Genomic DNA, 21,236 nt, shown 5'->3' with positions numbered 1-21,236 from the left:
GACGGTATCCTTGTTCATGGGGAGGCGGCCGGCAGCCGCAGATAAAACGTCGAACCGCTGCCCTCGGCACTGGACACATCCACCGTGCCGCCGAGCAACGTGGCCAGCTTGCGGCACAGCGGCAGGCCCAGTCCGGTGCCTTTGGCGCGCCGTTGAAGCGGGTGCGCAATCTGGCTGAATTCTTCAAAAATCAATTGCTGGTTGTCGGCACTGATGCCGATGCCGCTGTCGGTGACGGCGAATGTCACGTGGTCTTCGCCCTCGTCCAGCAGCTGCACCACCACCTGACCTTCCTCGGTAAACTTGAGCGCATTGGAGATGAAGTTGCGCAGGATTTGCGTGACCTTACCTTCGTCCGACATCAAGGTCAGCGGCGGCGGCTCGACGAACACCAGCTCGACCGGCGCATCACGCGTCAACGGCCGCAGCATGCCCTTGAGCGCGCTGAACATCGCGCCGACCTCAACCGGCGACAGCGTCACGTCCACCTTGCCGGCCTCGATCTTGGCCAGGTCCAGCAGGTCGTTTACCAGTTCCGACAGGTCGCCGGCGGCGCTGGCGATAAACGCCACCTGGCGCTCCTGCTCCTCGGTCAGCGGGCCGTCCATGCGGTCCAGCAGCAGCTTGCTCAGCGCGCGGATCGAGCTCAGCGGCGTGCGCAGCTCGTGGCTGGTGTTGGACAGGAAGCGCGATTTCATTTCGTCGGCCTTGCGCAGGCGCTCGGCCTTTTCCTCGATCTCGGCGTACAGCGCCACCACGCCGCGGTTGGTGTCTTCCAGTTCGCGCGTCAGCGCCAGCAAGTCGTCCTGGCGCTCGCGCAGTTCGGCCAGCGCCTGCGCCAGCTCACGGTTTTGCTGTTCGATTTCCGAATACGTGCTCTGGATCGGCGTGGCCACCAGTTGCGCGCCGACCTGCGCCAGATCCACCGCGGCGCGGCCCGGCTGCGCCGGCAAGCTCTTGTTCATCTCCACCTTCAACTCCAGCGCCGTGGCGCTGACGATGGTGCAGTTGTCCATCAGCCGTTGCGCCGTCAGCTGCGCGCCGGCCAGCTGCGGCGTAGCCGCCTCGCCATCAACGGTGGCGTGCGGACGCTCGGCGCCTTCGGCGCTGATGATGACCTTGAGCTGCGGCGGTTGTTCCCGCACATTGACGGCGAAGGTGGCGCGGCCGCCCTCCAGCCGGCCGTAGGCGCAGCGCGCCACTTCCGACACCGCCGTGGCAATCCGCACCTGGTCCTGCACGCCGAAATTGAGCAGGCCGGCCACCTGGCGCGCGCGCTGGCGCACCGCCACCAGGTCCGGCGTGCTGCCTATGTTGACCTGCAATATGCGCACAAACGACATCACACGTTCTCCAGGGTCTTGACTACCAGTACGCTGGCGTCGTCGCGCCCGCGGCTGTGGTCGCGCAGCAGCACGCCGGCGATCAGCGCCGGTTCGCGTGTCGCCAGGCCGGGATAGGCTGCGAGGTCCCACTGGGTGGTGATGCCGTCGCTGGCCAGCACCACCAGTGCGCCGGCCGGACACTCAAACACCAGCTCATTGACCTTGCGCATATTGTGGCCGACGATGCCGTTATGCGACATCAGTTGCCGCCGCGCGGCGTCGTCGATGATGCTGGCGCCGATGTTGCCGACGCCGGCAAAACGCAACTGCCGCGCCGCCAGGTCCAGCTCACCAATTGCCATGGCGGCGCCGCGCGTCGGCCGCAGCGCCTGGTGGCAGTCTTCCATCAGCCGCTGCGGCGCGTAGCCGGGCTCGGCCGTCAGCGTCTGCACTGCCGCCGCCGAGGCCTTGGCCGCTTCCGGTCCGTGACCGAGGCCGTCGGCCATCAACAGCACCACGCGGCCTTGTTGTTCTGCCACCGCCCAGGCGTCGCCGCAGGCCGTTTCACCGGCCAGCGGCAGGCAAACGCCGCCGTAACGGACCGGCTGCGCGGCGTCGGCCGGGTCCAGCCACAGGCGCGCGAACAACGCCGTGCCCTTGCCGGCGGGCGCGTACACGTCCAGTTGATCGGCCAGCCGGCGCATCGCGCCCAGGCCGGTGCCGGCGGTGCCGGCGCTGGACACGCCGTCCAGCATCGACTGCGCCAGATTGCCGATGCCGGGACCGTTATCCAGCGCCAGCACCTCGATACAGCGCTGGCCGCCATGCGCGGCCATGTTCACTCGCACCCGGCCCTCGCCGGCGTGCTTGATGATGTTGCTGGCGGCCTCAGTAATGATGATCGCCAGCTGGCCGGCGCGCGTCTCCCCCATGCCCAGTTGTTCGGCCAGGGTCTGACCGCTGCGCCGGGCGGCGCCGACATCGCTGACGTGGCTGATGGTGATCCATTCAGCGGGCGCCAGCGAACTACTTAGATTTTCCATTTAATAATCGCTACTGCAGTGCCCTCGCTGGGGCGTGAATCAATCAGAAAATCATCAACCAGGCGCTTGGTGCCGCCCAGTCCAAGACCAAGGCCGCCGCCGCTGGTGTAGCCGTCGCGCAGCGCCAGTTCGATGTCGGCGATGCCGGGGCCGGTGTCGGCAAACACCAGCCGCAGCCCGTTGCGCAGGCCGTCGATCAGGCGTTCCAGCACCACCACGCCACCACCGCCGTACTTGATGGTATTGCGTGCCAGCTCGCTGGCGGCGGTCACCAGCTTGGTCTGCTCCACCAGGCTGAGTTTTAATTCCAGGGCGTGCTCGCGCACCGCCTTGCGCACCGCCACCACGTGCTCGTCGGTTTCCAGCGGCAGCACCTGGTGCAGCCTGGCCTGGCTGGCGTACTTGGTCAGCAACGGCGAGGGGTAGCGGCTGATGTCGGGCGAGGCGAGGCTCATCACGCGTAGTTCTTTCCTAACAACTGCATGCCTTTTTCAACATTCAATGCAGTTTTCACGCCGGGCAGCGTCAGGCCAAGTTCCACCAGCGTAATCGCCACCGCCGGCTGCATGCCGACCAGCACCGTCTGGGCGTCCAGCACGCGCGCCATGGCGGCGGTGTTGCTGATCATGCGGCCGATGAACGAGTCCACCAGGTCCAGCGCGGAAATGTCGATCAGCACGCCCTTGGCGTTGTCGCGGACGATACGTTCGGTCAGGTCATCCTGCAAGGTCAGGGCCAGGCTGTCATGCATGTCCACCTGGATGGTCACCAGCAGCAGATCGCCAATCCGCAAAATAGGAATCCGTTCCATGCTGCGCTCACGCCTTGCGAGTGATGGTCGCGCCCACGCGCGCCAGGGCCACAACAAAGGCGTCGGCCAGCGTCGCCTTGGTCACCACGTCCTCCAGATTGACGCCAAGGTGCACGATGGTCTGGGCGATCTGCGGACGGATGCCGCTGATGATGCAGTCGGCGCCCATCAGGCGCGCGGCGGCAATCGTCTTCATCAGATGCTGCGCCACCAGCGTGTCGACGGTCGGCACGCCGGTGATGTCGATGATGGCGATGGCGGCGCCGGTTTCGACGATTTTCTCCAGCAGGCTTTCCATCACCACTTGGCTGCGCGCGCTGTCGAGCGTGCCGATCAGCGGCAACGCCAGGATGTCCTGCCACAGCTTGACGACCGGCGTCGACAGTTCCATCAGCTCATGCTGCTGGCGCACAATGATCTGGTCGCGACTTTTCTGGAACACTTCCAGCGTGTACAGGCCCAGCTGGTCGAGCAAGGTGCTGACCGCCCACGAGGCGTCGGCCAGCTCGACCGATTCGGCGCCCAGTTCGCGCCGCAACATGGTGAACATTGGCTGCTTCAGTGAAAACACGAAGGTGGCGGTGTCGTTCGGGGTCGACCCCTGCTTGGCGCGCTGGATCGACACTTCGCTCAGCAGGTTGCGGACTTCGTCCCACTGGCGCTGATTGGTGTCGGCGGTGCCGCCGGTGGTGATGGCGGCCGGCAACAGCGCCAGGAACTGGCGCGTGTGGCGCTGCATGGTCGCTTCGTCGCTGCGGAAGCTCTTGCCCGCCAGATCGGCTGCCCAAATGGCCAGGATGTCGCTTTCGTGTTGGGTGATCAGATTGCCGAGGCGCTGATCGATATTATTTGCAGTCATCGAATCCCCTAGGATTGTTTATTGAGGTAACTATCAGACTATATAACATTGCCGCAATAATCACGACGGTCAATCGTGCGCGACAGGCAAAAATGTTTGCTTTTTTGATTCGTAGTGTTATAGTTCACTACAACACCACTTCATTAACACACGTAAGGGGTAACTATGTATGTGGAATGACAACGCGCCGATCTATCGGCAGCTCAAGGACAAAGTCGTCGGCATGGTGCTGGACGGCTTGCTCAAGCCCGGCGATGCCCTGCCCTCGGTGCGGCAGATCGCCGCCGAGTATCAACTCAACCCAATCACAGTCTCGCGCGCCTACCAGGAGCTGGTGGACGAAACGCTGGTCGAAAAACGGAGGGGAATAGGTATGTATGTGACTGATGGCGCCCGCGACAAACTGCTGGCCACCGAACGCGAACGCTTCCTGCGCGAAGACTGGCCCGTGGTGCTGGAACGCATCCGCCGCCTGGGCCTGGACCTCGAATCGCTGTTGACCCCGGCGGCCGGAGGTGCGGCATGAGCGCCGTCATCACCGCCGGCGGCCTGAACAAGCGCTACGGCAAACAGGCCGCGCTGGACGACGTCAGCTTCACGGTGGAGTCCGGCCGCATCGTCGGCCTGATCGGCCCCAACGGTTCCGGCAAGACCACCACCCTCAAGGCCATCCTCGGCCTGACCCCGTTCGAGGGCCAGCTGTCGGTGCTGGGCATGGACCCGCGCCAGCAGCGCGAGGCGCTGATGAACGAGGTCTGCTTCATTGCCGACGTCGCCATCCTGCCGCGCTGGCTCAAGGTCAAGGACGCCATCGATTTTGTCGAGGGCGTGCATCCGCGCTTCAACCGCGCCAAGGCCGAGAAATACCTCGCCAACACCAAGCTGACGCCGAACATGAAGGTCAAGGCCATGTCCAAGGGCATGGTGGTGCAACTGCACCTGGCGCTGGTGATGGCGATCGACGCCAAACTGCTGGTGCTGGACGAGCCGACGCTGGGGCTGGACATCCTGTACCGCAAGCAGTTCTACCAGAACCTGCTGGAAGACTACTTCGACGAAAACAAGACTATCCTGATCACTACCCACCAGATCGAGGAAGTCGAGCACATCCTCACCGACCTGCTGTTCATCGAAAACGGCAAGATCGCGCTGTCGGCGTCCATGGATGAAGTGGGCGAGCGCTTTACCGAGGTGATGGTCGAGCCGCAATTCATCGCCGCCGCCAATGCGCTGCAACCGCTGAGCCAGCGCACCGTGTTCGGCAAGCCGGTAATGCTGTTTGACGGCGCCAACCGCGCACAACTGTCCAATTTTGGCGAACTGCGCACGCCCAGCGTGGCCGACCTGTTCGTTGCGACCATGAAAGGAAGCTACGCATGAAAACCATGAAATGGCTGATCAAGCGCGAGATGTGGGAAAACAAGGGCATGCTGCTGTGGACGCCCATCGTCATCGCCGGCGCCGTCGTCACCCTGATCCTCACCGGCCTGATCTTCGGCAACCTGGATACCATCCGGCTATACAACCAGCCGCTCAGCGTCACCATCGAAGGCACGGCGCGCACCCGCATCGTCGAAACCATGGGCGAGATGTACGTCACGGCCGGCATGCCGATCCTGATGATCCTGGGCCTGCTGGTGTTCTTCTACTGCCTCGGCGCGCTGCACGACGAGCGCCGCGACCGCAGCCTGCTGTTCTGGAAATCGCTGCCGGTGTCGGACAGCATGACCGTGCTGTCCAAGCTGGTGACGGCGTTGGTCGTCGCGCCGCTGATCACGCTGGGCGTGGCCATCGCGGTCGGGCTGCTGATGGTGCTGGCCCTGTGCGGCCTGGCGGCGATGCATGGCACCAATCTGTTCGGCGCGCTGCTGATGACGCCGCAGTTCTACCTGACGCCGCTGCGCCTGGTCGCCCTGCTGCCGGTGTACATCCTGTGGGCCTTGCCGACCGTGGGCTGGCTGCTGATGGTGTCGAGCATCGCGCGCTCCAAGGTGTTCCTGTGGGCGGTCGGCACGCCGATCATCACCACGCTGCTGCTGGTGTGGGCGCAAAAAGCACTGCACTTCGGGGTTGATGCGGTCTGGTTCGCCAGCCACATCTCCAGCCGTATCCTGCTGGGCGTGGTGCCGGGCGCGTGGATCGGGTTCGACCAGCCGCCGCTGAGCGTCTCGCCGGAGACACCGGGCGTATCGGTGTCGACCATTATCTTCGAGGCGTCGTGGAGCACGCTGGGCAACGCCAGCGTATGGATCGGCGCCGCCGCCGGCGTGGCCATGATTGCGGTCGCCATTTACATGCGCCGCCGCCGCGAGGAAGTCTGACCGCATGAGGGCCATGACATGGAGCCGCTACGCTACCATCGCCACCCTGCTGCTACTGCTGCTACTGCTGTGGCAGCAGCAGGCCCTGGCCGAGGACGATGCCGGACAGCTGGTGGTCATCAACGGCACCCGCAGCCCGGAGCTGCAACCGTACCGCTACATGCTGTCCGGCCTGGACGCCTTCGACAACAACCATGAGCTGGCGCCGAACGCATCGCTGGTCCGCTTCCGCCTGTATAAAAGCAGCAAGGCGCCGGCCGACGCGTTCGACAGCCTGACGGTACGGCTGTCGGGTGACCAGACCGAAATCCCGCTGCCGCTGGCGGAAGACCACGGCTTCTCCCTGCCCCGCAACCGCGCGGCGGAAGACGACAATGCGGACGTGGTGCTGAACCAAAAAAAGAGCTACTACAGCTGGATGCCGGACGTGCGCAGCGCCGGCGTTCCGGCCGGTATGCGCCGGCTGGGCGACATCCGGCTCGAATGCCGGGTGCTGGTGGGGGTCGCGAAAAACCACATCCCGTTCTTCGTGCGCGCCCTGATCAACACGCTGACGCTGACGACCGACTGGTGCTCGTTCAAGGACTTCAAGCTGAGCGTGCACGCCGACCGCGACATCACCAGCGCCACACTGATCGACGGCGTCAACCGCGTCGAGCTGCAAGTCAGCAAGGATGGCAAAAGCTATTCGGTACCGATCGGCAAAAAGGAATATGCCAACGACGCGCTGATCGAATTCAACTGAGATCCCGCTGGGCGGCCAGCCAGTCGACGAAACCATGCAGCAGATTGCCGCCATCGGCCTGCTGCGGAAAGATCGCCACATACCCGGTTCTCTGCACCTGGATCTCGGGCAGCGGCGCCATGAGCCGGTTATTCGCGATATCAAGCGCCAGCATCGGCAGCGGACCGATGCCGATACCCAGGCCGTCCTCGACCGCCTGCCGCGTCACGAAAAAGTGATCGAACCGCTGGCGCGGTAGTCCGGCCAGGTGCGGCACCCCGGCCGCCTCCAGCCAGCGCGACCAATCACCGGCGCGGGTTTCGCTCGCCAGCAGCGTGTGCGCCGCGATGTCGGCGGGCGCCAATATCGGCCGTTGCCGGAACAGTGCCGGACTCATGATGAGCGTATCCACATTGTCTAGCACCGGCACCACATGATGCTGGGACCAGGCATCCGCATGCGCCACTCCGCGCCGGATCGCCACATCGACGCCGCCGCGCAACTCCTCCAGCACCGTGCTGACAGTGGTGACCACCACCTCCACCTGCGGATGATCGGCATGGTAGCCGCCCAGCCGGGGTATCAGCCAGCGCATAGCGAAACTGGTCGGCGCGCTGACCCGCAGAATGCGCCGCGCGCCCGGGCGGCCGCACGCTTCCGCCGCCAGCATCAGCCGGTCGAACGACAGGCCGACCTCGGCCGCGAACGCTTGCGCCGCCGGCGTCGCCACCATGCGCCGGCCCTGCCGGGTGAACAGCCGCTGGCCCAGCCAGCTTTCCAGCGTGGCGATCTGCCGGCTCACTGCCCCATGCGTAAGTCCGAGTTCTGCGCCAGCTTCGGCATAGCTGCTGGTGCGGGCAGCCACTTCAAAAATCCGCAACGCGTTCAAGGGAGGAAGATGTCGCATAATGATCCGTGAGAAAAATGCACAGTAACCGTGATTTTACCCCCACTAGTCGAGAATCATTCACGTGTATACCATGTTGCCATGATGACGACATTCAAAAACCGCTGGACCGCGCAGAAACGCAGCCTGCTCGGCGCCTGCCTGACGCACGCGCTGCACGACGGCTATACCGATGGCCTGTATGCCTTTCTGCCGGTCTGGCAGGCGCAGTTCGGCCTCTCCTACGCCGCGCTGGCGGTGGTCCGCGCGCTGTACTACGGCACCATGGGCGGGCTGCAGATTCCGGCCGACCGGGCCCTGCGCGGCTGGCCGCCGCGCGCCGCGCTGGTGTTGTCGACCCTGCTGGCGGCGGCCGGTCTGCTGATCATGGCGCTGCCACTTGGCTTTGCCGGGCTGTGCGTCGGCCTGGTGGTCGCCGGCATGGGGTCGAGCATTCAGCATCCACGCGGGTCGATGCTGGTCGCTGATACCTACGGCAAGGCGTCACGGCGCGCACTGGGGACATATAATTTTGCCGGCGATATCGGCAAGGCCACGCTGCCCGCGCTGGTTGCCCTGCTGCTGCCGATACTGGCCTGGCGACCGGTGCTGGCGCTGATGGCGCTGCCGGGCATCGTGCTGGCGGCTGCGCTACCGATGCTGACGCCGGCCACCAGCGGCGCCGCCCTTGCCGACAAGGCGGGCGCTGCGGAGCATGGCGGGCGGCACGGACGCGGCGGCTTCCGCATCCTCATGAGCATCGGCGCGCTCGACACGGCAACCCGAATGGGCTACCTGTTGTTCCTGCCTTTCCTCATCCACGACAAGGGCGGCGGCTCGCCGACGGTGGGCATCGCGCTCGCCCTGCTGTTCATCGGCGGCGCTTTCGGCAAGGCGAGCTGCGGCTGGCTGGGCGAACAGCTGGGCGTGGTCGGCTGCGTCATGGCGACGGAAGCCGCCACCGCGTTACTGATCGTGACGACGCTGTCCACTGCGCTGGTGCCGACCTTGTTCCTGCTACCACTGCTGGGCGTCGTATTGAACGGCACCTCGTCGGTTTTATATGGCACCGTGCCGGAACTGTCGGCCGGAGATACCGGCCGCGCCTTTGCCGAGTTCTACACCAGTGTGATAGGCGCAGGCGGCATCGCGCCGATTGTGTACGGCATGGTCGCCGACCACAGCAACAAAACCGTCGGTGTGCTGACTTCGGCGGCCACCGCCTTCCTGATCGTCCCGCTGGCACTGATGCTGCGCGCGCACCTGCGCCAGTCCGCCATTGAACAACGGAGCACGCCGTCATGAACCCCTCTCCCGTGATACTGATTACCGGCGGCAGCCGCGGCATCGGCGCCGCCACCGCGCGCCTGGCCGCCGCCCGAGGCTACGACGTGGCGATCAGCTTCGCCGCCGACGAAGCCGGCGCGCTGGCGGTCGCGTCCGATATCGAAGCAGCCGGCCGCCGAGCCCTGGTGCGGCGCGCCGACAGCGCCGACCCGCAACAGGTAGCGGAATTGTTCAACGCGATAGACCGCAAGTTCGGCCGCATCGATGTCCTGGTCAACAATGCCGCCATCATCGCGCCCCAGTCCCGGCTGGAAAGTCTGACGTTCGAGCGCATGCAGCGCATTTTCGCCGTCAACACGATCGGCCCGATGCTCTGCGCGCAGGAGGCGGTGAAGCGCATGTCCCATCGCCACAACGGGCCGGGTGGCGCGATTGTCAACGTATCATCGGCGGCGGCGCGGCTGGGCAGCCCTAATGAATACGTCGACTATGCGGCGTCGAAAGGCGCGCTGGAGACCTTCACCACCGGTTTGGCCAGGGAAGTCGCGCGCGAAGGGATACGGGTGAACTGCGTGCGCCCCGGCCACATCTACACCGAGATGCACGCCAGCGGCGGCGAGCCGGGACGCGTGGACCGGCTGAAAGACTCGATTCCGATGGGCAGAGGCGGCCAACCGGAGGAAGTCGCGCGCGCGATACTCTGGCTGGCCAGTGGCGAGGCGTCCTTCGTCACGGGCACCTTCGTCGACGCCACTGGCGGCAAGTAAGCCCGCTGGCGGCTTATTCGAACTGCTTGCGGAACTCGGCAAACTGCGCGCTCAGGTCTTCCACCTGGCGGCGCAGCTGCTGCACTTCCTGTTCCAGCGCGCCGACGCGGCTGCCCTGCGCGACCGAACCGCCCAGGCTGGCGGCGGTTTCCTCGCGCGCCAATGCCTCTTCGCCACCCAGCAACTGGCCGTAGCGCGGCTCCTTGGTGCCGGGCGCCAGCGGCAGTTTGGACACCAGCGGCGGGTATTTGTCGATCAGGAATTGCAGCGCCTGTTCAACATCGGCCACCGATTTGAAATCATGCAGGCGGCCGCTGCGGGTGCGGATCTCGCCGGCGGTTTGCAGGCCGCGCAGCATCAGGATGCTCAGCACGGCCACCTTGTCCTGCTCCAGCGACCACTTGATGCGCATGCGATGCTCGTACTTGGTGACGCGGGCGCCAGCCTGGGTGATGCCGTTGACGTACTTGCGCTGCATCAGCCGCTGCAGCACTTCGGACACCGCTTCTTCCGACAGCGCCATCACCGGATCGCGGCTGGACAGCTGGTTGCAGCCGTTGACCAGCGCGTTCAGCGACAGCGGATAGTTATCGGGCGTTAGCGCTTCCTTCTCGGCCAGCACGGCCAGCACGCGGATTTCAAACGGGTCCAGCACTTCTGCGCCATCGGGCGTATCTTCCATGACTTGCTTCCTTATTCGACGAGCTTGTTCAGTTGGTCAGAATTCAATTTATCACACTCGGGCACGCTCTGGCACTCCAGCCCGGCCGCCCGCAGAGTCGCCGCCAGTTGTTCGATGCGCTGCTCCTGCTTGGCGGCATGTTCGATCAGTCCGCGCAGCGCCTTCGACAGCGGATCGTCGCCGTTGGGCGTGACGCCGTAGGCGGCGAACGGGTTGCCGGCGGCGTTGAGTAAATCCTTTTGGACGATGTGGGCCGGATTGCCGACGGCGGTCGCGCCCGGCGGCACCGGCTTCAGCAGCACGGCGTTGGAGCCGACCTTGGCGTAATCGCCGACCGTAAAGCCGCCCAGCACCTTGGCGCCGGCGCCGATGATGACGCCGCGGCCCAAGGTGGGATGGCGCTTGGCGCCGGTATGCAGCGAGGTGCCGCCCAGCGTCACGCCCTGGTAGATGGTGCAATCGTCGCCGACTTCGGCGGTTTCGCCGATCACCACGCCGAAGCCGTGATCGATGAAGACGCGGCGGCCGATGCTGGCGCCAGGGTGGATTTCAATGCCGGTGAGGATGCGGGCCAGGTAGGAGACGAAGCGGCCCAGCCATTTCAGCTTGTGGGTCCAGTACCAGTGCGCCCAGCGGTGCAGCACGATGGCTTGCAACCCGGGATAGCAGGTCAGCACCTCCCAGGCGTTGCGGGCGGCGGGATCGCGTTCGATGATGCTGTTGATGTCCTGACGGAGACGGTGGAACATGATGTGAGCGGAATGACAACCGGAACGCCCATGTTAGCGCATTCGATCGGACGTTGCTGAGGGGGAGTTCGGCCCGATGAGCCGGGTGATGGACCCCCGCCTGCGCGGGGACGACGGGGCGCCCGGCACCTGCGCGGGACGGGCGTCATTCCCGCGCAGGCGGGAATCCGTGCTGAGTCGACTCAGCCTTCTTTGGCGATACGCTGACGGCGCGCTTCGTACAGGCACACGCCCGACGCCACCGACACGTTCAGACTCTCAACCGAGCCGAACATCGGAATGCTGACCAGCATGTCGCAGGTCTCGCGCGTCAGGCGGCGCATGCCCTCGCCTTCCGAACCCATCACCAGCGCGGTCGGGCCGGTGAAGTCGGCTTCGTACAGGCCTTTTTCGCCGTCATCCGAGGTACCGATCAGCCAGATATCGCGATCCTTCAGGTCACGCAGGGTGCGCGCCAGATTGGTCACGGTGATATAAGGCACGGTTTCCGCCGCGCCCGACGCTACCTTGGCCGCCGTCGCATTTAAGCCAACCGCGCGGTCCTTCGGCACAATCACCGCATGCGCGCCCACGCCATCGGCGACGCGCAGGCAAGCGCCCAGGTTATGCGGATCGGTAATGCCATCCAGCACCAGCAGCAGCGGCGGACCGTCAATCGCATCCAGCAGTTCATCCAGATTGCGCGCCAGCGCCAGCTGCGACGCAAACGCAATCACGCCCTGGTGACGACGGGTGCCAACAATTTTGTCCAGACGTGCCGAATCGACCGGCATCACGCGCACGCCAGCCGCTTTGGCGTTGGCGATCAAATCCTTCATGCGGCGGTCGTCACGACCGGCATCGACGAAAATTTCTTCCACAGAGGCGGCCTCGTGACGCAAACGCGAGGTCACCGCGTGAAAACCGAAAATCATTTTGTTCTTACTCATTTATCGCTTCTTCTTACTATTAGAGGCAGCTTTGGCTGCTCTGGGTTTGGCTGCGGGTGCAGCCTTGGTCTTGGCCACGGCAGGCTTGGCGGAAGCCGCCGGCTTGCGCGAAGGCTTGCCGGATTTGGCAGGTTGGGCGGCCGGTGCCGGCGCCGGCATCGACGGAACAGGCTTGAGATTGGTCTTGCGGTCTTTGGCCTGACGCTCGCCCTTGTCCGGACGTGGCGGCGGCGCATCGGCCCCGGCCAGGCGCAGGTCGATCTTGCGCGACTCCAGGTCCACGCGCACCACCTGCACGCTGACATGGTCGGTCAGCTGGAAGGTCTTGCCGGAGCGTTCGCCTTTCAGCTCGTGACGCGCATCGTCGTACTGGAAGTAATCCTGGCCCAGGTCGGTGATGTGCACCATGCCTTCGACAAACAACTGGTCCAGCTGCACGAAGATGCCGAAGGTGGCCACGCCGGTGATGACGCCGGTGTATTCCTCGCCCAGCTTGTCCTGCATGAAGTAGCACTTCAGCCAGTTCTCGACATCGCGCGACGCTTCGTCGGCGCGGCGTTCGTTGGCCGAGCAGTGCACGCCCAGCGCGTCCCACACGGTCAGGTCGCCGGCTTTTTTCTCTTTGCCCTCGGCCTTGTCCTTGGCTTGCTGCTTGCGGGTGGCGTTCGAGACGTTGGTGTTCAGCACGCTGGTGCTGGCGATCTTCGGCTCGTATTTCTTGCCCAGCAGGATGGCCTTGATGGCGCGGTGCGTCAGCAAGTCCGGATAGCGGCGAATCGGGCTGGTGAAGTGGGCATACGCCTCATACGCCAGGCCGAAGTGGCCGATGTTGTCCGGTGAGTAGACCGCCTGCTGCATCGAGCGCAACAGCATGGTCTGCAGCAGCGACGCATCCGGACGCCCCTTGATCTCGCGCATCAGCGCGGCATAGTCGCCCGCAGCCGGCTTGTCGCCGCCACCCAGGTTCAGGTTGACCTGCTTGAGGAAGCTGCGCACTTGCTTGAGCTTTTCACCGCTCGGCGTGGCGTGAATGCGGTAGGTGCCCGGATGCTTGTTGCGAATCAGCAGATCGGCCGCGCAAACGTTGGCGGTCAACATGCACTCTTCAATCAGACGGTGCGCATCATTGCGGGTGCGCGGGATGATCTTCTCGATCTTGCCGTTCGGATTGCAGACGATATAGGTTTCGGTGGTCTCGAAATCGATGGCGCCACGTTCCGCGCGCGCTTTCAGCAGCGCCTGGAACACGTCGTACAGATTCAGCAGGTGCGGCACGATGCCTGGACGGCGCGCGGCTTCCGGACCCTTGGTGTTACCCAGGATGTCGGCCACTTCGGTGTAGGTCAGGCGCGCGGCCGAGTGAATCACGGCCGGATAGAACTGGTAGGCCTTGATCTCGCCCTTGGCGGTGATCACGGCGTCGCACACCAGCGTCAGACGGTCGACTGCCGGGTTCAGCGAACACAGGCCGTTGGACAGTTTTTCCGGCAGCATGGGAATCACGCGGCGCGGGAAATAGACCGAGGTGCTGCGTTCCAGCGCGTCGGCATCGAGCGCGTCGTTCGGCTTGACGTAGTGGCTGACGTCGGCAATCGCGACGATCAGACGGTAGCCGTTGCTGCGGCCGATCTTGACCGGTTCGCAGTAGACCGCATCGTCGAAGTCGCGCGCGTCTTCGCCGTCGATGGTGACCAGCGGCACGTCGCGCAAATCGACGCGCTCGCCCCAGTCGGCTTCACGCACATGGTCCGGCAGCTTGGCGGCTTGTTTCAGCGCGGCGTCCGAGAAGATGTGCGGCACGCCGAACTTGCGCACGGCGATTTCGATTTCCATGCCGGGATCGTCCAGCGAACCCAGCACTTCGACAATTTTGCCGACCGGCTGCTTGAAGCGCATCGGCTGCTCGGTCAGTTCAACGCTGACCACCTGGCCAGCCTTGGCCTTGCCGATCGAACCTTCGACCAGCACGTCCTGCGAAATCCGCTGGTCTTCCGGCGCCACCACCCACACGCCGCTCTCGTTCAGCAGGCGGCCGATGATGTGGGTATTGGCACGCTGGGTGACTTCGACGATCGTGCCTTCCGGGCGGCCACGGCGGTCCACGCCGATGACCTTGGCCAGCACGCGGTCGCCATGCAGGACTTTCTGCATTTCCTTCTCGGGCAGGAACAGGTCTTCGCCCGGCTCGTCCGGGATCACAAAGCCGAAGCCGTCGCGGTGACTGCTGACGCGGCCGGCAACGAAGCCGGTCTGCGCGGCCAGCGTGTAGTGGCCGGCATCATCGATCAGGATCTGGCCGTCACGCTGCATCGCGTTCAGGCGACGCGACAGGATGGCCTGGGCGTCGGTGCCGACTTTCAGCGATTTCGACAAGGCGCGCAGGTCCAGTGGACCGTCGACGCTGCGGAAGATGCCGAGAATTTCCTCACGGCTGGGAATGGTGTGTGTAGATTGGCTCAAAAGTTTTCTTATTTTTACAGTGTTAGCATATATATGGCACGACGACAGGCGTAGTGTACTTGGAATCGCCTTGCTTGACTAATTCATGCCGGATCGAGGGTGTCTCAAAAAATATTCTTGGGAGGTATTTGACATCGCCGGGGATTGCTCTATAATTCTGGTCTCTCGCAGCGCAAGCGGCGGGATCTGCAAGACGGGTTGATGTGCAGTAAGGAATGTAAAAGTTCATCTGGCGCAAAACTCTCCCGGTCGATATAATAGCAGAGTTGTTGAGCAGTATCAGTGCCCACGTGGCGGAATTGGTAGACGCGCATGGTTCAGGTCCATGTGCCGCAAGGTGTGGGGGTTCGAGTCCCTCCGTGGGCACCACAGAATTCCGTGTTAAAAGCCTCCTTCGGGAGGCTTTTTTCATTTCTACTCCGTCCATTCCAGTTTCAGGTGCGCGCCGATCTCGCGCAACAGGTCGTGCTCGTTGACCGGCTTGGCCAGGAAGGCGTTGGCACCCACCTTCAGCGAGCGCTCCTCCTCTTCCGGCGTAGAGCTGGCGGAAATCATCAGCACCGGCGTATCGGCGGTACGCACATCACCGCGCAAGCGGCGCATGATTTCCAGACCATCCATGCCGGGCATGATCATATCCAGCAGCACCATGTCCGGCCGCACCGACTGGGTTTGCGCCAGCGCCGACATGCCGTTTTCCGCCTCGAAGGTGCGGAAGCCGAGCGCACCCAGCAGGTCGCGCAGCAGCGCGCGGTTGGCGGCCACATCGTCTACCACCAGAATCGTCTTGCGCGGGCCGACGTAACCGGTGGCGATGCGCTCGCCACTCATCAGCACACCGGGGGCATCCACCACTTTCAGCGCCACGTCAAACCAGAAACGGCTGCCCTTGCCCTGCGTGCTTTCCACCTGCAAAGCGCCGCCCATCAACTGCACCAGTTGCCGGCTGATCGCCAGCCCGAGACCGGTACCGCCGGCGCGCCGCGATGCATCACCTACCTGCTCGAACGGCCGGAAGATGGCCTCCTGCTGATCGGCGGCGATGCCGATGCCCTCATCTACCACCTCAAAGCACAGGCGCGCCACGCCGGCCGACTGATCCGGCGCTGGCGGCAGCGGCGACACGCGCAGCCGCACCGCGCCGCGATCGGTAAATTTGACGGCATTGCCAAGCAGGTTCAACAACACCTGGCGCAGCCGCGTCTCATCCACACTGACCGCCAGCGGCAAGGCGCCCATCAACTCCAGTTCAAAGTACAGATGTTTTTGCTCGGCACGCACGCGCATGATGTCGGCCACCACCGACAGCAGATCGCCCAGCCGCACCGGGCGTGGATGGAATTCCATCTTGCCGGCATCGACGCGCGACAGGTCGAGCACGTCGTTGATCAGCGCCAGCAGATGCTGCCCGCCCTGCTGGATGGTGCTGATGCCGGTCTGCTGCGGCACGGTCAAGCCCTTGTCACGCTTGAGGATCTGGGCATAGCCGAGAATGGCGTTGAGCGGTGTGCGCAACTCGTGGCTCATTGACGCCAGGAAGGCGCTCTTGGCGCGGTTGGCCACCTCGGCGCGCTCCATGGCGGTACGCAGGTCGTCGTTGGCTTTTTGCAGCTCGGCGTTGACCGCCGCCAGTTGCGCCGGACTCGGGATGCGTAGCGCGATCGGAATCAGGCGCACCATGGCGATGGCCGTCACGACCGAGGCGACGGCGGTGATCGCTTTCAAACCCACCGCCACCACATAGTCCGGCCGCCAGATCACCCACACATCCATCACGTGCGTGGCGCCGCAAGCGAGAATAAATACACCAAAGGCGATGAACATCCAGTCAAACGGCATGTCGCGCCGCTTGCGGATGAAGTACACCAGGCTGATGGGGATGGTGAGATAAGCCAGCGCGATCAAGGCGTCGGAAATCACACTAGCCCACAGGATGGACGGCATCCACAGGAAGCAATGCCCATGCGGCATGAAATTCTGGCTGTCGAACCAGTTGCTGATGATATTCATCGCACTCCCCGGCGGTATCGCAATGACAGCACCCAGCTTACGAAAGCGCATAACAACTGGCAAGCACAAAAACACTTGCAGAAAAGGAGTTGTTGCCGTATAGTGCTGGCCTCTGACGCGTTCTACGCAGCAGAGCAAGCAGCAAAATGCCCACGTGGCGGAATTGGTAGACGCGCATGGTTCAGGTCCATGTGCCGCAAGGTGTGGGGGTTCGAGTCCCTCCGTGGGCACCATAGAATTCCGTAGAAAAGCCGCAGACATATTTCATGTGTCTGCGGCTTTTTTCATTTCCACGCAATGGTTTGATGTGGCCATTGAAATAATTTCACAAAAGCAGCAAATTGCTATTGACGGGTGCGCGGTCGCCCCTTAAGATGCATGCCTTCTGTTGCAGAGCAAGCAGCAGAAAGTAGCTAAGACAGATTCAGCGCCCACGTGGCGGAATTGGTAGACGCGCATGGTTCAGGTCCATGTGCCGCAAGGTGTGGGGGTTCGAGTCCCTCCGTGGGCACCAAGCGCTGATGACTGTTGAAACTACAATGCCCACGTGGCGGAATTGGTAGACGCGCATGGTTCAGGTCCATGTGCCGCAAGGTGTGGGGGTTCGAGTCCCTCCGTGGGCACCAAAAATTCCGCAAAAAAGCCTCCATCGGCGTCAAGCAGATGGAGGCTTTTTTCATTCCAGCGTCTGGTTACAGCGCTGCTTTCACTGCGTCAGCCAGCGAGATGGTGGGACGGCCGATCAGTTTGCCCAGGGTGCGGCTGTCGTCGAACAGTGCGCCTTGTGCGGCTTGGGTGTCGGAGTCGGCGATCAGGTCGGCCAGCGGGGCTGGCAGACCCACATTCACCAGCAACTCAGCGTAGTCCTTCTGCGGCAGATTGTGGAACGGGATGGTTTTGCCGCTCTGGCGCGAGACTTCGGCTGCCAGTTCGGCCAGCGTAAAGGCGGTGTCGCCCGCCAGTTCATAGACCTGCTCCACCGCGCCGCTGCTGGCCAGCACCACGGCTGCCGCTTCGGCATAGTCGGCGCGCGCGGCGGCCGAGATGCGGCCCTCGCCGGCGCCTCCGGCCAGCGCACCGTGCGCAATCGCGCCGCCCAGACTGACCGTGTAGTTCTCCACATACCAGCCATTGCGCAGCAGACTGTACGACAGGCCCGAAGCGCGTACCGCCTCTTCGGTGGCGCGGTGTTCGCCTGCCAGGCTCAACGTCGAGCTGTCGGCGTGGAGCACGCTGGTGTAGGCCAGCAGACCGACCTTGGCACGGGCAGCGGCATCGATCACGTTGCGGTGCTGCGACACACGCTTGCCCAGGTCATTGGACGAGATCAGCAGCACCTTGGTGGCGCCTTCCAACGCTGCATCCAGCGTGGCGGGATCGTTGTAGTCGGCATGGCGCACCAGCACGCCCTGGTCGGCCAGGTCGACCGCCTTGGCCGGGTCGCGCACGGCGGCGACGATGTTTTCGGCAGGCACGCGCTTGAGCAGTTCAGCAATCACCAGACGGCCCAGTTGGCCGCTTGCAGCAGTAACGATAATCATCAGGTCTCTCCTAAAAAGTGAATGAGACCATCATATCGGCTATACTTACGAATTGTAAGTACGCACATTTTAGTAAGTACCCTAGGAGCTTCCGATGACCAGCAAATCCCTGCGCAAGACCATCCAGCAAATGCAACAGGACCCGCAGCGGGCCCAGGTGATGGCGGCCGACTGCCCGTCACGCGCGGTGCTCGGCCATATCACCAGCCGCTGGGGCGTGCTGGTGCTGGTGATGCTGGTGGAACGCACCCACCGCTTCAGCGAGCTGCGCCGCGCAGTGGGCGGCGTCAGCGAAAAAATGCTGGCGCAGACGCTGGACGCCCTCGCCCACGACGGCCTGGTATTGCGGGTCGCCCTGCAAGTGGTGCCGCCGCACGTGGAATACAGCCTGACGCCCCTCGGCCGCGAAGCCGCCACCCGCCTGGAAGTGCTGGTCGACTGGATCGAAGACAATTTCCCATTGATCCAGCAGGCACAAGAAGCTGCCGCGCTGCAAGCCGCATGATGCCGCCCACGCAAGCCGATCTTGTAATACACTGGCCTCACGCCGCACTGCGGAGCCGCACCAGCCACACATGATGCCGCCGTTCTCATCCGATCAGCCGCACACCATCCTGATAGCCGCCAGCACCGCCTATGACACGGCCGCGCTGCAACGCATGTTGGCGCGCCACCATCTGACCGTGCAAGCTGTCAGCCGCGGCGACGAAGCGCTGGCGGCCGTGCGCGGCGGCCACGTCGCGCTGGCCCTGCTGGACGTGGCACTGGCCGGCAGCGCCGACCTGGAGCTGTGTCCACGCCTGCAACAAGCCAGCCAGACGCCGCTGCCGGTGTTCCTGCTATCGGCCCATACCAGCGCGGAAGAACGCCTGCGCGCCGACGAGGCCGGCGCCGCCGCCTACCTGCCGCTGAGCTTCCAGACGGACGAGCTGGCCGAGAAAATCCTGCTGCATTTGCAACTGATCGCGCCGGCGCCGATGCTGGCCGGCATGCCGACCATGGCCACGCTGGAAGTCAACTACCACAACATGCTGGCCAGTTCGCCAGACGCCATCCTGCTGCTGCAGCGCGGCAGCTACCGCATCCTGGATGTCAACCGCCGCACGCGCCAGCTGTTCGGCATGACCGAAACCGAACTGGTGCAGACCGACCTGCTGGCGCTGTGTCCGCCCTTGCAGCCGGACGGCCAGCCCAGCGCGCACGTATTCAACACAGCCATCGAACAGATCATGTCGGGCGATATCCAGATGGTCGAGATGGAACTGCGCCACAGCTCCGGCCGCGCTATCGCCTGCGAACTGCGGATGGTGCCGCTGACCACCGCCGAGCACCGGCTGATGCATGTGCGCATCGTCGACGTCACGCCGCGCCAGCTGGCCAACGCCCTGCGCGACGGCAAGAACGCGCTGCTGGAAATGATCGCCGGCGGCGCCCCGCTGCCGGACACGCTGGACAAGCTGGTGCGCCTGATCGAAGCCCAGCTGGATCACGGCCACTGCACCGTCATGCTGCTCAATCCGGATGGCGTGACGGTGACCAGCGCCGCCGGCCCCAGCATGCCGCCCGACTACCTGGCCGCGCTCAACGGCTTGCCGATCGGCCCGGCGGCCGGTTCCTGCGGCACCGCCATGTTCCGCAAGCAGACGGTGATCGTCACCGATATCCTCGCCGATCCGCTGTGGGCACCCTACCGCAACGCCGCCGTCCACTTCGGCCTGCGCGCCTGCTGGTCGATGCCGATCCTGCTGGACCAGGACACGGTGCTGGGCTCGTTTGCCATGTACTACCACGAGGTGCGCGAACCCAACGAGGACGACCGGCGCCTGATCCACACCGCCACCCACCTGGCCGGCATCGCCATCGCCCGCACCAAGCGCGAGGAAGAGCTGCAACGCCACCGAGAACACCTCGAAGAACTGGTGGCGGCCCGCACGGCCGAGCTGCGCCAGGCCAAGGAGGACGCCGAACACGTCAACGAAGAACTGAGCACCGCGCTGGACAACCTCAGCCTGACGCAGGAAGAACTGGTGCGGCGCGACAAGCTGGCCGCGCTGGGCGCGCTGGTGGCCGGCCTCGCACACGAATTGAACACGCCGATCGGCAACAGCCTGACCATGGCCAGCAGCATGAGCGAACGCACCGCCGCGCTGCGCCACGATCTGGAAAGCGGTCTGCGCAAGTCGGTGCTGGCCGCCTACCTGGACGAGGCCGCCAGCGCCGACGAGGTGGTGCTGCGCAACCTGAACCGCGCCGCCGCGCTGGTCGACAGCTTCAAGCGGATTGCGGTGGACGGCGCCGGCAGCCAGCGCAGCCGCTTCATGCTGGGCGACGTGGTGGCCGAGCTAATGCAGTCGGTACAAGGCGAAGTGCGCCAGCGCGAACTGGAACTGATCGAGGACGTCGACCACTGGCTGGAGATGGACAGCTACCCCGGCCTGCTGGTGCAGGCGCTGCGTCACCTGATCGACAACAGCCTGGTACACGGTTTCAGCAGCCGGCATCAGGCTAACGACCACGGCAGTATCACCCTGTCCGCGCACGACAGCAATAATGGCGAAATTACCATCACCCTGAGCGATACCGGCGCCGGCATTACGCCGGAAAACCTGCCGCGCATCTACGACCCGTTCTTCACCACACGCATGGGCGCCGGCGGTTCCGGCCTCGGTTTGTATATAACACACAACATCGTCACCGGCGTGCTGGGCGGCCGGATCGACGCCGCCAGCACGCCAGGACACGGCGCCAGCTTCATGTTGCGCCTTCCTAAGAGCGCGCCGCTGTAGCCACTCTGCGAAGATTTTTCCGCTCCGCAACTGTTGCAGCCGTATAATCTGAGCTG

At 64.2% G+C, this 21,236-nt stretch carries 20 protein-coding genes and 4 tRNA genes; 12 read left to right on the top strand and 12 right to left on the bottom strand.

The window, feature by feature from the left end; all coding sequences use genetic code 11:
- Positions 1–14: 14 nt before the first annotated feature.
- From HH213_RS22360 to HH213_RS22340, 5 genes are read right to left on the bottom strand one after another with little or no spacing between them, the layout of a single operon-like run.
- The gene (locus HH213_RS22360; protein ID WP_110848342.1) at positions 15–1,343 is read right to left on the bottom strand and encodes a sensor histidine kinase; all 1,329 of its coding nucleotides are present in this window, start codon (positions 1,341–1,343) and stop codon (positions 15–17) included.
- Positions 1,343–2,368: an ATP-binding SpoIIE family protein phosphatase gene (locus HH213_RS22355; RefSeq protein WP_169113685.1), complete on the bottom strand. Its 1,026-nt coding sequence runs from the start codon at positions 2,366–2,368 to the stop codon at positions 1,343–1,345. The genes HH213_RS22360 and HH213_RS22355 overlap by 1 nt, the downstream gene beginning before the upstream one ends.
- Positions 2,356–2,823: an anti-sigma regulatory factor gene (locus HH213_RS22350; RefSeq protein ID WP_169115326.1), complete on the bottom strand. Its 468-nt coding sequence runs from the start codon at positions 2,821–2,823 to the stop codon at positions 2,356–2,358. The genes HH213_RS22355 and HH213_RS22350 overlap by 13 nt, the downstream gene beginning before the upstream one ends.
- Positions 2,823–3,179: an STAS domain-containing protein gene (locus HH213_RS22345; RefSeq protein ID WP_110848345.1), complete on the bottom strand. Its 357-nt coding sequence runs from the start codon at positions 3,177–3,179 to the stop codon at positions 2,823–2,825. Before HH213_RS22345 ends, HH213_RS22350 begins: the two co-directional genes overlap by 1 nt.
- Before the next feature lie 7 nt (positions 3,180–3,186).
- Entirely contained in the window at positions 3,187–4,038 is an 852-nt protein-coding gene (locus tag HH213_RS22340; RefSeq protein WP_169113684.1) for an STAS domain-containing protein, read from the bottom strand.
- 169 nt (positions 4,039–4,207) lie between these two features.
- Between HH213_RS22340 and HH213_RS22335 the strand changes: the two genes are divergently transcribed.
- The 4 genes from HH213_RS22335 to HH213_RS22320 are packed head-to-tail and all read left to right on the top strand — an operon-like array spanning position 4,208 to position 7,104.
- Positions 4,208–4,564 carry a GntR family transcriptional regulator gene (locus HH213_RS22335; protein WP_110848347.1) on the top strand — a complete coding sequence of 119 codons (357 nt, stop codon included), beginning with the start codon at positions 4,208–4,210 and terminating at the stop codon, positions 4,562–4,564.
- On the top strand, positions 4,561–5,418 hold the full coding sequence (locus tag HH213_RS22330) for an ABC transporter ATP-binding protein (protein WP_169113683.1): 858 nt from the start codon (positions 4,561–4,563) through the stop codon (positions 5,416–5,418). The genes HH213_RS22335 and HH213_RS22330 overlap by 4 nt, the downstream gene beginning before the upstream one ends.
- The gene (locus HH213_RS22325) at positions 5,415–6,359 is read left to right on the top strand and encodes a hypothetical protein (protein WP_169113682.1); all 945 of its coding nucleotides are present in this window, start codon (positions 5,415–5,417) and stop codon (positions 6,357–6,359) included. The genes HH213_RS22330 and HH213_RS22325 overlap by 4 nt, the downstream gene beginning before the upstream one ends.
- A gap of 4 nt (positions 6,360–6,363) precedes the next feature.
- A complete protein-coding gene (locus tag HH213_RS22320) occupies positions 6,364–7,104 on the top strand; it encodes a hypothetical protein (RefSeq protein ID WP_174864425.1) in 741 nt (246 codons plus the stop codon).
- Here HH213_RS22320 and HH213_RS22315 read toward each other — a convergent pair.
- A complete protein-coding gene (locus HH213_RS22315) occupies positions 7,097–7,990 on the bottom strand; it encodes a LysR substrate-binding domain-containing protein (protein WP_169113681.1) in 894 nt (297 codons plus the stop codon). The two genes, HH213_RS22320 and HH213_RS22315, sit on opposite strands and share 8 nt — an antisense overlap.
- An 81-nt stretch (positions 7,991–8,071) precedes the next feature.
- On the opposite strand from HH213_RS22315, the gene HH213_RS22310 reads away from it, so the two are divergent.
- Both HH213_RS22310 and HH213_RS22305 read left to right on the top strand, forming a co-directional pair.
- Positions 8,072–9,274 carry an MFS transporter gene (locus HH213_RS22310; RefSeq protein ID WP_169113680.1) on the top strand — a complete coding sequence of 401 codons (1,203 nt, stop codon included), beginning with the start codon at positions 8,072–8,074 and terminating at the stop codon, positions 9,272–9,274.
- The gene (locus tag HH213_RS22305) at positions 9,271–10,023 is read left to right on the top strand and encodes an SDR family oxidoreductase (RefSeq protein WP_169113679.1); all 753 of its coding nucleotides are present in this window, start codon (positions 9,271–9,273) and stop codon (positions 10,021–10,023) included. The genes HH213_RS22310 and HH213_RS22305 overlap by 4 nt, the downstream gene beginning before the upstream one ends.
- 13 nt (positions 10,024–10,036) lie before the next feature.
- Here the strand turns inward: HH213_RS22305 and HH213_RS22300 are convergent, their stop codons facing one another.
- The 4 genes from HH213_RS22300 to rnr all read right to left on the bottom strand — a co-directional run bounded on the left by HH213_RS22300 (position 10,037) and on the right by rnr (position 14,843).
- Complete coding sequence (locus HH213_RS22300; protein ID WP_110848353.1) at positions 10,037–10,705, bottom strand: YceH family protein; 669 nt, start codon at positions 10,703–10,705, stop codon at positions 10,037–10,039.
- Between the two features lie 11 nt (positions 10,706–10,716).
- A complete protein-coding gene (gene cysE / locus HH213_RS22295; RefSeq protein ID WP_110848354.1) occupies positions 10,717–11,454 on the bottom strand; it encodes a serine O-acetyltransferase in 738 nt (245 codons plus the stop codon).
- 182 nt (positions 11,455–11,636) lie between these two features.
- Entirely contained in the window at positions 11,637–12,383 is a 747-nt protein-coding gene (gene rlmB / locus HH213_RS22290) for a 23S rRNA (guanosine(2251)-2'-O)-methyltransferase RlmB (RefSeq protein ID WP_110848355.1), read from the bottom strand.
- A complete protein-coding gene (rnr, locus tag HH213_RS22285) occupies positions 12,384–14,843 on the bottom strand; it encodes a ribonuclease R (protein WP_110848356.1) in 2,460 nt (819 codons plus the stop codon).
- A 284-nt stretch (positions 14,844–15,127) separates the two neighbouring features.
- On the opposite strand from rnr, the gene HH213_RS22280 reads away from it, so the two are divergent.
- Positions 15,128–15,212: transfer RNA gene (locus HH213_RS22280), tRNA-Leu, on the top strand.
- Between the two features lie 45 nt (positions 15,213–15,257).
- Here HH213_RS22280 and HH213_RS22275 read toward each other — a convergent pair.
- A complete protein-coding gene (locus HH213_RS22275; RefSeq protein ID WP_169113678.1) occupies positions 15,258–16,853 on the bottom strand; it encodes an ATP-binding protein in 1,596 nt (531 codons plus the stop codon).
- 148 nt (positions 16,854–17,001) lie between these two features.
- Between HH213_RS22275 and HH213_RS22270 the strand changes: the two genes are divergently transcribed.
- The 3 genes from HH213_RS22270 (at position 17,002) to HH213_RS22260 (ending at position 17,479) form a co-directional block, all read left to right on the top strand.
- Positions 17,002–17,086: transfer RNA gene (locus HH213_RS22270), tRNA-Leu, on the top strand.
- 196 nt (positions 17,087–17,282) lie between these two features.
- Positions 17,283–17,367: transfer RNA gene (locus tag HH213_RS22265), tRNA-Leu, on the top strand.
- Positions 17,368–17,394: 27 nt separating this feature from the next.
- Positions 17,395–17,479 (top strand) — tRNA-Leu (locus HH213_RS22260).
- Positions 17,480–17,545: 66 nt separating this feature from the next.
- On the opposite strand, the gene HH213_RS22255 is transcribed toward HH213_RS22260, so the two are convergent.
- The gene (locus HH213_RS22255; RefSeq protein ID WP_169113677.1) at positions 17,546–18,394 is read right to left on the bottom strand and encodes an SDR family oxidoreductase; all 849 of its coding nucleotides are present in this window, start codon (positions 18,392–18,394) and stop codon (positions 17,546–17,548) included.
- Positions 18,395–18,488: 94 nt separating this feature from the next.
- Here HH213_RS22255 and HH213_RS22250 point away from each other — a divergent pair, with 94 nt between their 5' ends.
- Both HH213_RS22250 and HH213_RS22245 read left to right on the top strand, forming a co-directional pair.
- Positions 18,489–18,899 (top strand): winged helix-turn-helix transcriptional regulator, encoded by a 411-nt coding sequence (locus HH213_RS22250; RefSeq protein ID WP_169113676.1) that lies wholly within the window; start codon positions 18,489–18,491, stop codon positions 18,897–18,899.
- A 70-nt stretch (positions 18,900–18,969) separates the two neighbouring features.
- Entirely contained in the window at positions 18,970–21,180 is a 2,211-nt protein-coding gene (locus tag HH213_RS22245) for an ATP-binding protein (protein ID WP_169113675.1), read from the top strand.
- The last annotated feature ends 56 nt before the right edge of the window (positions 21,181–21,236 follow it).

This window comes from Duganella dendranthematis (genome assembly GCF_012849375.1).
In the GTDB taxonomy this organism is placed as follows: domain Bacteria; phylum Pseudomonadota; class Gammaproteobacteria; order Burkholderiales; family Burkholderiaceae_D; genus Rugamonas; species Rugamonas dendranthematis.
This window is presented reverse-complemented; position numbering and strand designations above follow the sequence as displayed.

Excerpts from the sequence above, each read along its gene's own strand:
- HH213_RS22340 (WP_169113684.1), bottom strand. The coding sequence starts at position 4,038 with ATGACTGCAAATAATATCGATCAGCGCCTCGGCAATCTGATCACCCAA.
- HH213_RS22300 (WP_110848353.1), bottom strand. The coding sequence starts at position 10,705 with ATGGAAGATACGCCCGATGGCGCAGAAGTGCTGGACCCGTTTGAAATC.
- cysE (WP_110848354.1), bottom strand. The coding sequence starts at position 11,454 with ATGTTCCACCGTCTCCGTCAGGACATCAACAGCATCATCGAACGCGAT.
- HH213_RS22255 (WP_169113677.1), bottom strand. The coding sequence starts at position 18,394 with ATGATTATCGTTACTGCTGCAAGCGGCCAACTGGGCCGTCTGGTGATT.
- HH213_RS22325 (WP_169113682.1), top strand. The coding sequence starts at position 5,415 with ATGAAAACCATGAAATGGCTGATCAAGCGCGAGATGTGGGAAAACAAG.
- HH213_RS22310 (WP_169113680.1), top strand. The coding sequence starts at position 8,072 with ATGATGACGACATTCAAAAACCGCTGGACCGCGCAGAAACGCAGCCTG.
- HH213_RS22320 (WP_174864425.1), top strand. The coding sequence starts at position 6,364 with ATGAGGGCCATGACATGGAGCCGCTACGCTACCATCGCCACCCTGCTG.
- HH213_RS22355 (WP_169113685.1), bottom strand. The coding sequence starts at position 2,368 with ATGGAAAATCTAAGTAGTTCGCTGGCGCCCGCTGAATGGATCACCATC.
- HH213_RS22345 (WP_110848345.1), bottom strand. The coding sequence starts at position 3,179 with ATGGAACGGATTCCTATTTTGCGGATTGGCGATCTGCTGCTGGTGACC.
- HH213_RS22350 (WP_169115326.1), bottom strand. The coding sequence starts at position 2,823 with ATGAGCCTCGCCTCGCCCGACATCAGCCGCTACCCCTCGCCGTTGCTG.
- HH213_RS22245 (WP_169113675.1), top strand. The coding sequence starts at position 18,970 with ATGATGCCGCCGTTCTCATCCGATCAGCCGCACACCATCCTGATAGCC.
- HH213_RS22275 (WP_169113678.1), bottom strand. The coding sequence starts at position 16,853 with ATGAATATCATCAGCAACTGGTTCGACAGCCAGAATTTCATGCCGCAT.
- HH213_RS22360 (WP_110848342.1), bottom strand. The coding sequence starts at position 1,343 with ATGTCGTTTGTGCGCATATTGCAGGTCAACATAGGCAGCACGCCGGAC.
- HH213_RS22315 (WP_169113681.1), bottom strand. The coding sequence starts at position 7,990 with ATGCGACATCTTCCTCCCTTGAACGCGTTGCGGATTTTTGAAGTGGCT.
- HH213_RS22305 (WP_169113679.1), top strand. The coding sequence starts at position 9,271 with ATGAACCCCTCTCCCGTGATACTGATTACCGGCGGCAGCCGCGGCATC.
- HH213_RS22335 (WP_110848347.1), top strand. The coding sequence starts at position 4,208 with ATGTGGAATGACAACGCGCCGATCTATCGGCAGCTCAAGGACAAAGTC.
- HH213_RS22250 (WP_169113676.1), top strand. The coding sequence starts at position 18,489 with ATGACCAGCAAATCCCTGCGCAAGACCATCCAGCAAATGCAACAGGAC.
- HH213_RS22330 (WP_169113683.1), top strand. The coding sequence starts at position 4,561 with ATGAGCGCCGTCATCACCGCCGGCGGCCTGAACAAGCGCTACGGCAAA.
- rlmB (WP_110848355.1), bottom strand. The coding sequence starts at position 12,383 with ATGAGTAAGAACAAAATGATTTTCGGTTTTCACGCGGTGACCTCGCGT.